The 13,977-nt window shown below is 46.0% G+C and carries 11 protein-coding genes, 2 tRNA genes and 1 pseudogene; 4 read left to right on the top strand and 10 right to left on the bottom strand.

The features are described from left to right. Window positions 1–10: 10 nt before the first annotated feature. Window positions 11–1,375: an adenosylmethionine--8-amino-7-oxononanoate transaminase gene (locus F4V45_RS08140; RefSeq protein WP_150337832.1), complete on the bottom strand. Its 1,365-nt coding sequence runs from the start codon at window positions 1,373–1,375 to the stop codon at window positions 11–13. A 63-nt stretch (window positions 1,376–1,438) separates the two neighbouring features. Here F4V45_RS08140 and F4V45_RS08145 point away from each other — a divergent pair, with 63 nt between their 5' ends. Next, window positions 1,439–2,797, top strand: a complete 1,359-nt coding sequence (locus F4V45_RS08145; protein WP_150337833.1) for an aminotransferase class I/II-fold pyridoxal phosphate-dependent enzyme — start codon at window positions 1,439–1,441, stop codon at window positions 2,795–2,797. Further along, window positions 2,778–4,340, top strand: coding sequence for a pimeloyl-ACP methyl esterase BioG family protein (locus F4V45_RS08150; protein WP_170235216.1), 1,563 nt, complete (start codon window positions 2,778–2,780; stop codon window positions 4,338–4,340). The genes F4V45_RS08145 and F4V45_RS08150 overlap by 20 nt, the downstream gene beginning before the upstream one ends. Here F4V45_RS08150 and gltX read toward each other — a convergent pair. After that, window positions 4,337–5,749, bottom strand: a complete 1,413-nt coding sequence (gene gltX / locus F4V45_RS08155; protein WP_150337835.1) for a glutamate--tRNA ligase — start codon at window positions 5,747–5,749, stop codon at window positions 4,337–4,339. The genes F4V45_RS08150 and gltX overlap by 4 nt on opposite strands. 85 nt (window positions 5,750–5,834) lie before the next feature. Here gltX and F4V45_RS08160 point away from each other — a divergent pair, with 85 nt between their 5' ends. Together F4V45_RS08160 and F4V45_RS08165 are read left to right on the top strand one after the other, a co-directional pair. Next, complete coding sequence (locus F4V45_RS08160; protein ID WP_023930661.1) at window positions 5,835–6,449, top strand: trimeric intracellular cation channel family protein; 615 nt, start codon at window positions 5,835–5,837, stop codon at window positions 6,447–6,449. 25 nt (window positions 6,450–6,474) lie between these two features. Further along, window positions 6,475–7,314: a 3'-5' exonuclease gene (locus tag F4V45_RS08165; protein WP_246145304.1), complete on the top strand. Its 840-nt coding sequence runs from the start codon at window positions 6,475–6,477 to the stop codon at window positions 7,312–7,314. Here the strand turns inward: F4V45_RS08165 and tilS are convergent. The 8 genes and pseudogenes from tilS to F4V45_RS08205 form a co-directional block, all read right to left on the bottom strand. Further along, window positions 7,295–8,395 (bottom strand): tRNA lysidine(34) synthetase TilS, encoded by a 1,101-nt coding sequence (gene tilS / locus F4V45_RS09825; protein ID WP_246145305.1) that lies wholly within the window; start codon window positions 8,393–8,395, stop codon window positions 7,295–7,297. The two genes, F4V45_RS08165 and tilS, sit on opposite strands and share 20 nt — an antisense overlap. 73 nt (window positions 8,396–8,468) lie before the next feature. Continuing rightward, window positions 8,469–8,555, bottom strand: a tRNA-Leu gene (locus F4V45_RS08175). 4 nt (window positions 8,556–8,559) lie between these two features. Then, window positions 8,560–8,644 (bottom strand) — tRNA-Leu (locus F4V45_RS08180). 23 nt (window positions 8,645–8,667) lie between these two features. After that, complete coding sequence (locus tag F4V45_RS08185) at window positions 8,668–9,033, bottom strand: F0F1 ATP synthase subunit C (protein ID WP_023930664.1); 366 nt, start codon at window positions 9,031–9,033, stop codon at window positions 8,668–8,670. Between the two features lie 109 nt (window positions 9,034–9,142). Continuing rightward, entirely contained in the window at window positions 9,143–11,194 is a 2,052-nt protein-coding gene (locus F4V45_RS08190; RefSeq protein ID WP_150337836.1) for a polyribonucleotide nucleotidyltransferase, read from the bottom strand. Further along, a complete protein-coding gene (locus F4V45_RS08195) occupies window positions 11,194–11,889 on the bottom strand; it encodes a phosphoribosyltransferase (protein ID WP_150337837.1) in 696 nt (231 codons plus the stop codon). The genes F4V45_RS08190 and F4V45_RS08195 overlap by 1 nt, the downstream gene beginning before the upstream one ends. A gap of 263 nt (window positions 11,890–12,152) precedes the next feature. After that, a pseudogene (locus F4V45_RS08200) lies at window positions 12,153–12,755 on the bottom strand (1-acylglycerol-3-phosphate O-acyltransferase); the annotation flags it as partial. Next, on the bottom strand, window positions 12,745–13,977 hold the full coding sequence (locus F4V45_RS08205; RefSeq protein ID WP_150337839.1) for a hypothetical protein: 1,233 nt from the start codon (window positions 13,975–13,977) through the stop codon (window positions 12,745–12,747). The pseudogene F4V45_RS08200 and the gene F4V45_RS08205, both read right to left, overlap by 11 nt.

A 13,977-nucleotide genomic window follows, 5' to 3' on the forward strand; every position in this document is an offset into this window, starting at 1 on the left:
TAGCACAATCTCACGCAAGCTTATTGGGGTCGTGTAGGATCTCCTTAAGCATTTGAACTACGAAGTGCGCTTGCTCTATGGTGATGATATATGGGGGCATAAAGTAGATCGTATTTCCAAGCGGGCGGAGTAATAAGCCCCTTTGCAGTGCTTGCTTAAACACTGTCAGCCCAGCGCGCGCCCTACTAGAATCTAAATCAAAGGCAAAGACCATTCCGCAATGTCGCAGGTTTTTGACTATTGCTAGCTCTTCAAGCTCCTGCCATTTGGCAAAAATAGCCAGCGATAGGGCGCGGTTTTTCTCAATGATATTTTGTGTGGCAAATATATCTAGCACAGCATTTGCAGCCGCGCACGCTAGGGCGTTACCCGTGTAGCTATGAGAGTGCAAAAACGCCTTGTTGCTTTCATAAGGTGCATAAAATGCCTGATAAATCTCATCACTTGTAATAACAACACTTAAAGGCAGATACCCCCCGCTAATGCCCTTTGATAAACATAAGAAATCTGGCGTAACACCACACTGCTCTAGGGCAAACATACTCCCGCTACGCCCAAAGCCCACGGCAATTTCATCAAAGATTATAAGCACGCCAAAGCTCCTGCATAGCTCGCACGCCTTTTTGATGAAGGCTTTTGGATAGATGTGCATAGTGCCTGCGCATTGGATTATTGGCTCAATGATAAAGGCGCAAATCTCTTCTCCATAGCGTGCTAAGATAGATTCTAGCGCGCGCAGCTCTTGCTCATAGTAGCTCTCATCTTCTAGCTCTGCTGGTGCGTGCAAGCTAGCACCCTTTGCTTTGTCAAAGACATTTGGCACAGGCGTGCTAAGGCAGGAGAGCAAAATCGGCTCATAGATTTGCTTATACAGCCCCAAATCCCCCACGCTTAGCGCGCCAATGGTCTCGCCGTGGTAGGCGTTGCTAAGGGCTAGGAATTTGCTGCGCGGTGGTTTTGCGCTTGAGATGTTGCGATGATAGTGGAAGCTCATTTTTAGAGCGACTTCAATGGCAGAGGAGCCATTATCTGCATAAAAGCATTTGCTAAGTGTGCTTGGAAGCAGGGCGCAAAGCCGCTGTGATAGATCGATGATAGGCTTATGACTAAAGCCAGCTAGCAAAATATGCTCTAGCTCATTGAGCTGACTTGTGATAGCGGCATTTATAGCTGCGTTACAATGTCCAAAGAGATTGACCCACCAGCTGCTAATGCAGTCGATGTAGGCATTATCATCAAAGTCGTATAAATACACTCCCTTGGCGGATTTTATGGGGATTATAGGGAAGTCTTCGTGGTCTTTCATCTGCGTGCAAGGGTGCCAAATATGAGCAAGGTCGCGTGCAAAGAGATTGTCGTTTGATAGCTTGGGCATTAGAATCCTTATGGTGAAGTTGCGTTTCTAGGCTATAATCCACGCTTTTAATGCGGAGATATTATGCCTAGAAATCTTACCAAAAACCCAACCGAGAATCCTGCCCTGCGCGCGCTTATCACCCAAGCAGGACACATTACCCAAACACTTGCTAGAGATGATAATCTGCGATCCCTTGCAGACTATGCGCATTTAGGGGATTCTCTCATTAAAAATGGCGTGCCTTTGCTCAATCTAGCGAGCAATGATTATTTGGGGCTAGCAGGGCTCTCACACGCTATCACTTCGCCACATTTGCCTAGCGATAAACTCGATATGCCCACTTATGCGCCCACACACGAGCAAGAAGCCAAGGATCTTGCGGCTAGATTCTGGGAGTTTGCCAAAGCGCACGCCATAGATATAGGAGACTTCTCGCTTGGCTCTGGCTCTTCGCGCTCGCTTAGTGGGGGCTATCTTGTGTGGGAGCGCTTTGAGGCAGCCTTGCAGCAATGCTTTGCCCCAAAGCACGCGCTACTTTTTAATAGCGGCTATCATTGCAATATCTCTTGTCTTTGTGCGCTTGGGCGGCTTGAGGGGGTTGGGATTTTGATTGATGAGTATGCGCACGCAAGTATGTTTGATGGAATTTTGCAAGCAAAAGCTATGAACAAAAGCTTATGGTGGAAGCGATTTAAGCATAATGATATGGCACATTTACAAGAGTTGCTAGAATCTAACTCCGCGCGTTTTAGGCATATTATCATTGTTAGCGAGGGGGTGTTTAGTATGGATGGGGATTTGTGCGATTTATCTGGCATTATCGCGCTAAAAAATCGCTACAACGCTCTGCTATATCTTGATGAGGCGCATAGTATTGGTGTCGTAGGTGATGATGGGCTAGGGCTTGCCAAGAGTCTTGGGCTTAGTGATGAGGTGGAGTTTTTGGTCTTTACTTTTGGTAAGGCTTTGGGGAGTGTAGGGGCTTGTATGCTTTGTGCTAAGGAGCTAAAGGAGCTATTTACTAACACTGCGCGCGGGCTTATCTACTCTACGGCTTTGCCGCCGCTTAATGTGGCGTTTAGCTTTTTTGCCTTTTGTGAGCTTGGGAATCTAGGTGCGCAAAGAGCGCGCTTACATAGCATAAGCAAGCAAGCAAGGAGCAAGCTAGAATCTATCATCGCACCCCTAGAGTCTAAAAGGCTAGATTCTAGCCCTTATGTTTTGGGAGATTTGCACATTATCTCGCTCATTTTGCGGACAAATAGCAAGGCATTAGAGTGCCAAGACTTCCTAGAGTCTCGCGGTATATTTGCTAGGGCAATCAAGTCTCCCACAATCCCTAGTGGCACAGCTAGAATCCGCTTTAGCCTAAATGCTAGCCACAGCACACTAGAGCCACTATATGAAGCATTGGAGTATTATGCAAATCGCATTTTCTAAGCCATTTGACAAGAGTGCGACGACTTTGCTGCTGTGCTTTAGCGGCTTTGCGACTAAGCCTAGACTTTTGGCGCATTTGGCGTGCGATATACCAGCGTGCAATGTCGCTATTTGCTATGATTATAGGGATTTGCCTAAGATGGATTTGACATTAGCTTCTGCCATATCTTCACAGGTAGAATCTAGCAAGCAAGTCTCAAACACGCAAGTCCCAAGCACGCTCTCATCTACGCTACAAGAGCTGCAAGAATTGATCGATAGCCATAGGCATTGTATTTTGGTGGCATTTTCCTTAGGGGTGAGCGTGGCTTCTAGGCTACTTGCAAGCATTGATCGCTTGGGGGCTTTTGGACTTTGTGTCGCTATCAATGGCACGCCTTTAGGGATTAGCGCAAAGTATGGGATACACCCTAGAATCTATGCGCGCACTTTGGAGTATTTTGATGTGCAGGAGTTTGCGCGCGCATTTTTTGGCATAGATGATAGGGCAGAGATTGGAGAAGCACTAAAGGCGCGTGGGTTTAGCGATGATTGTAGCACTTTGTTTGGCAGTGTGCTAGAGTGTAAAGATGAGCTGCTGGCGTTGCAGCAGTTTTGCTTGAGTGTGCAGCTACCTAAGCAGGCAATACACTTCACGCACGCCATTATAAGTAGTAAAGATTGTATATTTTCCCCTATGGTTGTAGAATCTAGCTTTGTGCAAACAAACACAAAATGCCACCATATCGATGCACCTCATTATGCGTTTGGGCATTTTACTAGCTGGCTAGAGCTGCTTAGAGTATGTGCGCTTCAGGTAGATTCTAGGAGCGGGTTTAGATTCTGGGAAGCAAGGCGAAGCTATACTAAGAATGCGCCTATCCAAGCTGCTATGCGGCGCAAGCTTGTGGAGCTGCTGCTCACGCATACGGGGGGTAAGGCGTTTGCTAGGGTGTTTGAGTTTGGTGCTGGGGTGGGGGACTTTAGCGCACTCTTGCAAGCAAATTTAGACTACACGCAGTTTGTCTGCAATGACATAAACAACCACGCAAGCATATTGCAAGCGCGCTTAAGTGCGCACACACAGGTGATGACCTTTGATATGCACGATATAAAAAATCAGCCTATTTTTGCCCAGCGATTTGATTTGATCGCTTCAAATGCGTGCTTGCAGTGGCTTAGGGCAAGGGAAGTGCTTGCAGATGTGGCAAGTATGCTAGCAGATGATGGGGTGCTTTTGCTAGGGAGCTTTGGAGGGCAAAATTGCTATGAGATTAGAGAGCTATTTGGCATAGGGCTAGAGTATATCAAGCTAGCAGAGCTATGTGGGCTGTGTGAGAGTCTTGGGCTAGAGATTTTGCATAGTAGTAGCGAGATGATTGAGCTTGAGTGCGGGAGTGCGCTTGGGGTGTTTAGGCATTTTCGTGCAAGCGGTGTGGCACTGCACACGCCTAAGAGAGTGCTAAGCAAATCTGCCCTGCTAGCTTATGAGAAGCGATTTGGCGGGAAGATCACTTATGAGCCCATCTATATCCTAGCAAGAAAGCAGCTAGAATCTAGCTAGCCAATGCGTTTGAGCAGTGCTTGTATGCGCTCTATGCTTTGCTCTTCTCCTAGAATCAGCAAGCTTTCACACACGCCTATGCCACCCCCCTTGCCAAGTAGAGCTAGGCGCAGGGCTGGCATAAGCTTGCCTATTTTTATGGATTTAGATTCTGCAAAGTTGTGGAGATAGGATTCTAGGGATTCTGGGCTTGTGAAGTGCTGCTTGAACTTCGCTGTTTCCGTGGCTTCTTCTGCTAGCTCTGCTAGTGCTTGAAGCGCGCCAGAATCTAGCTTTTGTAGCATTTTTTCATCATAAGTTTGCGGGAGGGTTTGGATCTCTTTAAGCTGGGCAGCAAACTCTAGGAGTGTTTTGCTCCTATCTTTTAGCGCGTTAAAAAGTAGAGATTTTATCGGTGCTTGGTAGGCTTCAAGCTTCGCGCCAAACTCGCCTAGCAAGGCTTCTAGCCTAGTATCATCGCAGGCTTTGATATAGTGCTGATTAAGCCATAGGAATTTTTCTTGATTGTAGCGGCTGGCAGAAGAGTTGATGTTTTTTGCTTCAAAGAGTTCGCGCATTTCTTGGAGAGAGAAAATCTCCTTATCTTCATAGCTCCAGCCAAGTCGCACAAGGAAATTTAGCAGTGCTTCTGGCAAATAGCCCATAAGCTTATAGTCCATAACGCCCATCGCGCCATCGCGCTTACTAAGCTTCTTGCCCTCTGGGTTTAAAATCATAGGGATATGATAAAACTTAGGGATTGCAAAGCCTAGTGCTTGGTAGATGAGAATCTGCTTTGGCGTGTTGCTTGTGTGGTCATCGCCGCGGATTACATCTGTTACGCCCATTAGCGCATCATCAATGGCTACGACAAAGTTATAAGTCGGGCTGCCATTAGATCGCAAAATGATAAAGTCATCAAGCTCCTTTGCTTGCACGCAGATTCTGCCTTTGACGCCATCATCAAAGGCGATTTCGCCTTCAAGTGGGGCTTTTATGCGGATTACAGGCTCTACATCGCTTGGGGGCGTGCCGCTAAAGTCGCGGTAGCGATTATCATAGCGCGGTGTTATGCCTTGTGCGCGTTGGGATTCTCGCAGGGCTTCTAGCTCATCTTTGCTCATATAGCAGTAATACGCCTTGCCCTCTTCTACAAGCTTTTTGGCATAGCTGGCATAGAGGGGGAATCGCTCACTTTGGTAGATAATCTCCCCATCACATTCTAGCCCCACCCATTTGAAAGACTCAATGATCGCTTGTGCGGCGTCTTTGGAGTTTCTAGCTAGGTCAGTGTCTTCTATGCGTATGAGAAATTTACCCCCGTGTTTGCGCGCATAGAGATAGTTGAATAATGCTGTGCGCAAGCCTCCAATATGCAAATATCCCGTTGGCGATGGGGCAAAACGCGTAACAACAGCTCGCTTCTCCATTGACTCTCCTTAAGTGTGGGTTTGGTTGTTTGGCGCGGATTTTAGCAAATTTTTGCTATATTTTGCGCTCTCAAGGAGTGTGTAAATGTTTTTGCTTGTGCTATATATCATAGGGATTACTGCAGAGGGTATGAGTGGCGCATTGATCGCTGGGCGGCATAAAATGGACTTAATTGGTGTGCTATTTATCGCCCTAGCCGCTGCTATTGGCGGGGGATCGATCCGTGATATACTCTTTAATCACTATCCGCTTACTTGGGTGGCTCACCCAGAATACATCATCATTGTCTGCACTGCAGCATTGCTTACAACACTAATCCCAAGTGTAATTGCTCGGCTAGAGAAGCTATTTTTAGTGCTTGATGCTTTGGGGCTTGTGGCATTTGCGGTCATTGGCGCAGAGATCGCACGCGCGCAAGGATTAGGAGTCGTGCTTGTGGTAAGCTCTGGGGTGATTACTGCAGTATTTGGCGGGGTGTTGCGCGATATATTTTGCGGGATTGTGCCACTTGTGTTTCGCAAGGAGCTCTATGCGGGAGTGGCGATCCTTACCTCGCTTATCTACTATGGATTAAGTGTGCTTGAGTGGGACTTGCAAGTGGCTAGCATTGTGGCGGTTATTAGCGGGTTTATCGTTAGGATTCTAGCGATTTGGTATAAAATCTCTGTGCCGATTTTTTCCTATGGGGCAAAGGAGTAGGCTTGCAGTTTAAAGGAGTGTGATAATGCTTTGCGTGTTTGATATAGAAACAATCCCTGATATAAGGCAAATTGCTAAGGCGTATGACATAGAAGACAAAAGCCCTTTAGAGATCTGTCAATACGCATTTAACGCACAGCTAGAGAAGAGTGGTAGCACATTTTTGCCACTTTATTGGCATAGGGTGATTGCGATTTCAAGTGTGGTGTGTGATGATTATGGGAAGTTTGCTAAGGTTGGGAGCTTTGGTAAAAGCGCGATAGAGGCTCTTAAATACGATGAAGATAGCATTGATAAGCTTGAGCAATGCTTGATAGAAGAGTTTTTGCAATTCTTAAACACTAAAGAGCCTAGACTTGTAAGCTTCAATGGCAGGGGATTTGATATGCCCGTGCTTTTGCTAAGGGCTATGCGCTATAACTGCAGCGCGTTTAGATTCTTTGAAGCGCATAATCACACTCGCACCAAAAGCAAATGGGAAAACTATCGCGCCAGATATAGCGAGTATTGGCATACAGATTTGCTGGATTCTTTGGGGAGTTTTGGCTCTACGCGCGCACTTACCCTTGATGGTGTGTGTAAAATGCTTGGGATTGTAGGGAAGTATGATGTCAGCGGGGGTGATGTGTATGAGCTATTTTATGGGCAAAATGCCATTGATGTCATCAATAGCTACTGCCAAAGTGATGTGCTAAATACTTATTGGCTGTATTTGAAGTATGCGGTGTTAAAGGGGGAGCTCGGGGTAGGGGACTATGGTGTGGTGCTAGAAGACTTTGCTAGTAAGCTAGAATCTAGCGCACCTTATGCAGAGATATTTAAAGAGCAAATTGCTTGTGAAATCGCTAGGTTGCAGGGCTCATAAAGGCATTGGTAACGCGCTCTTTGCACTGCTCTATCGACAGGGATTCTTGCAGGCTATAGGCGTAAAAGCTTGTGCGCACTCTTTTAGGGATATGGAGCTTGCGAAGCTGGTCTTTTATAGGCTTTGGCAGGGTGATTGCAGCGTGTCTAGCGACTATAAGGGTGATGGGGTGGCTTGTGCTAGGAAAATGCTCTATGCAAAAGCGCGCCTTTGCACCATAAATCTCGCAAGAAAAGTTTGTGCGTATAATTTCTTCTCGCTGTTTGCGTGAGAGCACATAGCCTTGCATTTTTAGCGCGGTAGCGATATGGTGGATAGCCTGATATGGAGAAAATGCATAGATACACATAAGGGTCGTGTTGTGATGTGTGGGAAGTGCTATGCCGCCTTGATAGAGCATATTTTTTTCTTTGTTGAGAATCTTTAGGCTCTGTCGCAAGCCTTTGCCATAGTGCTGGACTAGCTCGGTGGCAAAATGTGTGCGGATAAAATTGCGCTCATAGGCTGGATTGATATTTGTGCTATCTGTGAAATACTTCACCCCCTTGCTTGCGCAGTAGTCTATAATCTCTTGCTTATAGCACCAAAGCAATGGGCGGATAATGGGGTAGGGCATAGGATTTGGCAGGGCTTGCGTGGACTGTGGGTAGTGCCAAGAAATCTCATCAAACCCAAGTAGCCCGGCGATCCCACTACCTTTGCCAAGTCGCAGCAGTAGCCACTCAATACGATCGTTGAAATTATGCGCTAGTAGGAGTCCGCAGTAATTGTGTGTGGCAATTAGTGTGCTAAAAAACTCATAGCGAAACTCCCTAGCCCTAGCTTCAAAATTGCTTGAGAAAATGGGGGCTTTGGTATGGAAGCATTGTTTGCTGTGGATTTGGGCGAGTGATTTGGCATAGGCTACTTCTTCTACACTTTGCGCTCGCACTCCATAATCTACAATAGCAATATCAAAGGCGATCTCTTTCTCAAGTAAGTAGAAAAATAGCGCGACAGAATCTGCTCCACCAGAAAATCCAAGCAGAAACTTACCATTGTGTAATGTCGCGTGTAATATCGGGCTACATAAAGGCTGCATAAGGGCTGTTACAATCTTGTAAAGAAGTGAGAAAAATCATTGAGAAGTATCATAGTCTAAGATAGGTCTAAAATGGTGCCGAAGGTCGGACTCGAACCGACACAAGGTCGCCCTTACTAGATTTTGAGTCTAGCGCGTCTGCCAGTTTCACCACTTCGGCATAATGGTGCGCTGAGCGAGACTTGAACTCGCACGGGTCGCCCCGCCACCCCCTCAAGATGGTGTGTCTACCAATTCCACCACCAGCGCATCCCCGCTAAATGCGGGAATAATTAGCCCAAAAGAGCCTGAAATGCTTCAACAATCATTTTAGATTCTGGTAGGAATGGATTCCCATAGATTGCGATGATTGCGAAAACAAGCGTATAGATAACTTGTGCTTCAATAAGTGCTAGAGCGATAAACATCGTTCCAAGAAGTTTTCCACCGATACCCGGGTTTCTCGCTGTCCCAGCGATTGTGGCAGCAGCAGCATTTCCCATACCAATAGCTCCACCAAGCGCAGCAATACCAAGACCGATAACACCGCCAGCCACAGAAAGTGCAAGTAGAAGTGATAGATCACTACCGCTAAATACGCTTTCACCAGCGAATGCAAACGCCACAAAACCAAAACATAAAACAAGTAATGCTTTCATTGTTTCTCCTTAGAACGATTTAGATTTGCCACCTTTCGGATCTGTCCCCTACTCGCGCGGTCAAATAGGAGCCGATTATGGCAAAAACTAGCTAAAAAAAAGCTAAAAACTAGCGTAGCACGAGCTCAATCTTGCCCTTTGGATTCCCAGAAATGGCGCAGGATACCTTTTGCCCCTCGTGGAAAAACTGCACCAAAGGCTGCATAGTTTGCGGGATTTTACTAATGTGCAGCAACCCATCATTTCCTTTAGGTAAGGAGATAAACACACCAAAATCCATAATTCGTTTGACAACACCATCTACTTCTTCACCTAGCTCATATTGCGCGCTAGGAGCGATGAGCTGTAAAATAAACTCTTTAGCATTGTGGAGATTTTGTGCAGAATCTGCGTGGATATAGATTCTCTCCTTTTCTCGCTCAACATCAATGCTTACTTTAAATCGCTCGATGATGTCTTTGATCACCCTGCCGCCTTGCCCGATAATATCTGGGATTTTATGGCTAGGGACAGGGAGATACTCTCCCTTTGGGAGTAGATGCGTGTGGAGCACAATGGACATTGCGGCTTGCTCCATTTGCTCTAAAATGTGGATTCTAGCGCGCTTTGCTTGGTGGAGTGCTTCACAGAGTATCGCTTGGCTAATGCCCCCTAGCTTAATATCCATCTGCATTGCAGTGATGGCTTCTCTTGTGCCTGCGATTTTAAAGTCCATATCGCCATCGTGATCTTCTAGCCCCATAATATCTGTAAGCACGGCGTATTGGTCGCCATTGATCACAAGCCCCATTGCCACGCCTGCTACAAGGGGGGCTTCTAAGCCGCACGCACGCAGGGCAAGTGAGCCACCACACACGCTTGCCATAGAGCTTGAGCCATTAGATTCTAGGATTTCAGAGACTAGGCGGATTGTGTGCTTAGTGGGTGGGATGCTAGATTCTAGTGCTTTTTTGGCAAGGTTGCCGTGCCCTAGCTCTCTGCGCCCAACGCCCCCTATCATACTTGCTTCTCCCACACTAAAACCGGGGAAATTATAGTGAAACATAAAGCGATCTTTGCTTCCGCCGCTAAAGTCTTCTTGCACTTGCGCATCGCTCTCGCTCCCCAGCGTGCAAACCACAAGGGCTTGCGTCTGCCCTCTGGTAAAAAGCGCGCTAGCGTGTGCGCAAGGCAGGATATTTGTCTCTATACTAATTGGGCGCACATCTTCTAGCCCCCTGCCATCAGCGCGCTTGTGCTCTTGTAAAATCATCGCGCGCACTTGGTGCTTTTTATACAGCCCTAGCATATCGCAAATAGATTCTAGCTCCCAAGCTGGGTTGCGTGAGTGGATTAGCATACCAAGGGCTTGTAGCTCGCTATTGCGCTCGCTTTTGCTCATTTGTGTAATGGCTTGAAGCACATCGTCTTTATAGTGTGTGGCAATATGCTCATAGATATGTGGGTGGGAGTTTGTCTGGGCTAAGGGCAGAGGCTTTATAGGTGCTTTATGGGGGATAAGCTTTGCTTCATATTGCGCGCAGTCTGCTTGGATTGTCTGCTTTGCAAGCGATATGGCAGCCATTAGCTCATCTTCTGTCAGGCTCTCATCGCTTCCCTTCATCTCTATCATCAAAATATCTCCCCTGCTGCCAGATACATAGAGATCAAGGCTAGATTCTAGCATTGCTTGCTTGCTTGGGTTGATGACAAAGCTTCCTTGGATTCTCCCTATGCGCGCGCTGCTGACAGGTGGGATAAAATCTAGCGAGCTAAGGAGTAGGGCATTTGCTGCGGCGTGCAAGGCACATAGTTGTAAATCACTTATGCCATCATAGCTTAGCACAAGAATGGTGATCTGTGTGGGGTAGCGATAGCCTGCTGGAAAAAGTGGGCGCAAGGTGCGGTCGATAATGCGTGAAGTTAGGGTCTCAAACTCGCTAGGCTTGCCCTCTCTTTTGATAAATCCACCCGGAATCTTGCGCACAGCATAGGACTTGTGGATATACTGCACAACAAGCGGCAGAAAGTCATCATCTGTTGGATTCTCATCTACTGCGACACTAGCGAGCAAGACATTATCACCAGAGCGATACCACACACTTCCGCACGCTTGCCTAGCGACATAATCAAGCTTATATTGCTCTGTAAGGTTGGTTAGTGTTAGGCTAATTTGGTGCATTATGATCCTTTTTGTATGAGATTTGGCTTGGTGATATATTTGCCCATAATGTTTAAGATCTCTTCTTCACTCACAGGCGGCAGAGTTTTATAATAATGCTTGGTAGATACGAAGTATTTAGGCTTATAGACTGCTACTAAGGCGTCGCTAGATTTTGCTAGAATCTTAGCAATGTCATAGGAGATGATAGGGCTTAGGACATAGATGCTTCTTGCCTTTTTTTGGATACAGGTTTTAATGGCAAGATCCATAGTGATGCCCGTTTCTACTCCTTGGTCGATTAAAAAGACACTTTTAGATTCTAGTAGGCTAAGAGTAGCACCCTTGCGGTATTTGTAGATTCTAGGCAGTATGGTTTCTTCATAGACTCTTTTGGCTTCTCCATAGACATAATCAAGTGAAATATCAAATGAGTCAATCAAGGGCTCATTGATGATTAGCTCCATATTTTCGCTCACAGTTGCGATCTCGCATTCACTATTGGCAGGAGCGATAATCGGCGCGCAAAAGAGCATATCTAAGCTAGAATCTAGCTTGGCTGCCAGCCTATCAGCTAGAAATAATCCTGCAAAACTTGTGGATAGCACGATACTATTGTCGTTTGTTAGATGATGATTGACAAGCTCATCATAGAGCTTGACGAAAGCTTCTTCTCTATCTTCAAAGCGCACGAGATTTTTTTGATCATTTTCCATAGTGCGCCCTATGCTTGCTCTAGTATGCGGTAGTGATGGGTATAGACTTCTTGCATACACTGCTGCAATTCTTCATACCACGATTCTAGTGGCTCTGCGGAGTTTGCGCTCTGTGTGGATTCTGTGGGAGCGATAAAGTAGCTAGAGCTTGGGTCATAGATTGGCTGCAAGCCTTTGATCTTTTTTGCACCAGCTTTAGCTTTGGTAAGAGAGCTTTCATCGCGGTAGAATACCTGTGCGCTTGGGTGCTCATCGACATAAAATGGCTTAAGCAGCACCATTCTAGCGACATTGCTTGTGGCTTCAATGGGAGAAGAGTTGTAGATCCTACGCGTGTTGATAAGCACGATGGGCTGGATTTTTAGTCGAAATTTTTCAGCGATGATTTTTGCTCCGGGCTTAAAGGGTAGAAACCGCTCTTTGCCCTTGCTACGCGTGCCTTCTGGGAAGATTACAATGGGGCGATTTTGGGAGAGCTTTTGCTTAGTGGCTTTAAGTAGTGAAGCAAGCCCGCGTTTATCATCTCTATCTATAAGGATCATTTCTGGTCCTGTGAGAGCATAGCCATAGAATGGGATCTCGCCTAATTGCTTTTTGGCAATCCAGCAGATATTGCGCGGGTGGTAGGCTTCAAGGCATAAAATATCAGCGACACTTTGATGGTTCATAATGATCAAATCTGCTTCTTCATCAAAGTCGCCAAGCTTTTCAAGAGTAATGCCCCCATAAGTGAAAAACCGATAGCAAGCCATTCGCGTGGATCGGGCATTGTTTTTATTGCGATAGAAATAGATAAAGCAAATAATAATCGCAAGCCCAATCCCAACTAAAATAACTTCATAGATACCTTTTAGTTTAGCTCGCATCTTCTTTCCTTATCCAGCCTATGGCTTCTTTGGGTGTGATGATTTTGTAGTATTGTCCGTGCTCGCCTATGATTTTGATTTTCATAGAGTCACTAGTGGTCTCAAGCAGTGTGGAGTTTTGCGTAGGGAGAATCCAAATTTGCGTTTGTGCGCTGATTGTGGCTGTTTTGGTGTAGAAAAGATAGTAGAGCAAATAGAGCACCATAGCAACACCAAGGACAAAAAACACCTTGCGCAAAGACTTGGAGAAAAATGCCAAAACAAAGCAGCTAATGGCAACCCCGCCAATAAATAATGCCCAATACATTAGATAAGTATTTTTAGGCTTTAGATTCTCCTGTGTTGTTACACCATCAACCACTGGCACGATGGGGACGCGGATTTGCTCGAAGCGATTTGTCTGTGTGGAGAAGTATTCAAACAAGAGATTTTGCATATTTTTTGGCACAACTGCATAGAAGATCGCTTTAGATTCTAGGGGGCTAAAGCTTGATCGCTCAATGCCTTGCTTCTCAATATCAGGGAGCTTGAAATCCTCTAAATTTGCTTTCTTTGCGATTAACTCAAAGGCGATGAGATTGCTCTGCTCATCATAAGGCTTGGCTTTGTAGATTCCAAGCTGCACATCTTCCCCGACAACGCCCGCATAGCTTTTGTTTTGGTATAAATCGGTGGCATTGAGTGTGATTGGATCGCTTGTAACGACATCGATAAATGAGCCATCACTTGCGATTGCAGAGACTTCAAAAGCTGGTATTTTGACACTTTGGGCTTTGATTTTAAACAAATAGGTGATCTCATAAACCTTTTGGGGCTTTTGTGCTGCGCTAGATTCTAGCTCTACTTCCTGCCACGCTTGGTTTGGGTTTTCTAGTGTGATGGCGTTGGTTGTTGTTTTTTCTTTAAAAGAGCTTTGGTTAAGTGAGGCATTGTTAAAAAACATCACACGATAAGTGATAGGGACTCTTTGCCCCACATAAATGGTAGATGTAAGAGTGGATTCTGGTGTGGTGTTTTGTAGGTGGAGAATCTGCTCTGCGCTTTGATCTGGGCGGATAAAGGCTTCCCCACTAGGCTCGCTAAATGACTCAAGTAGATCAGTGGGGTTTGGCGCATTGGATTGTGGATTCTGGGTGGGCTCTGCAAGAGAAGCGGTAAATGCGCCCAAAACAAGCACTATAAGCAAAGAGAGTGTAAAAGGTGGCAAAACAAAAATGCGCAT

The sequence above is a fragment of the Helicobacter canis genome (assembly GCF_008693005.1).
GTDB classification, from domain to species: domain Bacteria; phylum Campylobacterota; class Campylobacteria; order Campylobacterales; family Helicobacteraceae; genus Helicobacter_B; species Helicobacter_B canis.

Bases quoted from the DNA above. Each gene is read 5' to 3' on its own strand.
- F4V45_RS08140 (WP_150337832.1), bottom strand. From the start codon at position 1,375: ATGCCCAAGCTATCAAACGACAATCTCTTTGCACGCGACCTTGCTCAT.
- F4V45_RS08145 (WP_150337833.1), top strand. From the start codon at position 1,439: ATGCCTAGAAATCTTACCAAAAACCCAACCGAGAATCCTGCCCTGCGC.
- F4V45_RS08150 (WP_170235216.1), top strand. From the start codon at position 2,778: ATGCAAATCGCATTTTCTAAGCCATTTGACAAGAGTGCGACGACTTTG.
- gltX (WP_150337835.1), bottom strand. From the start codon at position 5,749: ATGGAGAAGCGAGCTGTTGTTACGCGTTTTGCCCCATCGCCAACGGGA.
- F4V45_RS08160 (WP_023930661.1), top strand. From the start codon at position 5,835: ATGTTTTTGCTTGTGCTATATATCATAGGGATTACTGCAGAGGGTATG.
- F4V45_RS08165 (WP_246145304.1), top strand. From the start codon at position 6,475: ATGCTTTGCGTGTTTGATATAGAAACAATCCCTGATATAAGGCAAATT.
- tilS (WP_246145305.1), bottom strand. From the start codon at position 8,395: ATGCAGCCTTTATGTAGCCCGATATTACACGCGACATTACACAATGGT.
- F4V45_RS08185 (WP_023930664.1), bottom strand. From the start codon at position 9,033: ATGAAAGCATTACTTGTTTTATGTTTTGGTTTTGTGGCGTTTGCATTC.
- F4V45_RS08190 (WP_150337836.1), bottom strand. From the start codon at position 11,194: ATGCACCAAATTAGCCTAACACTAACCAACCTTACAGAGCAATATAAG.
- F4V45_RS08195 (WP_150337837.1), bottom strand. From the start codon at position 11,889: ATGGAAAATGATCAAAAAAATCTCGTGCGCTTTGAAGATAGAGAAGAA.
- F4V45_RS08205 (WP_150337839.1), bottom strand. From the start codon at position 13,977: ATGCGCATTTTTGTTTTGCCACCTTTTACACTCTCTTTGCTTATAGTG.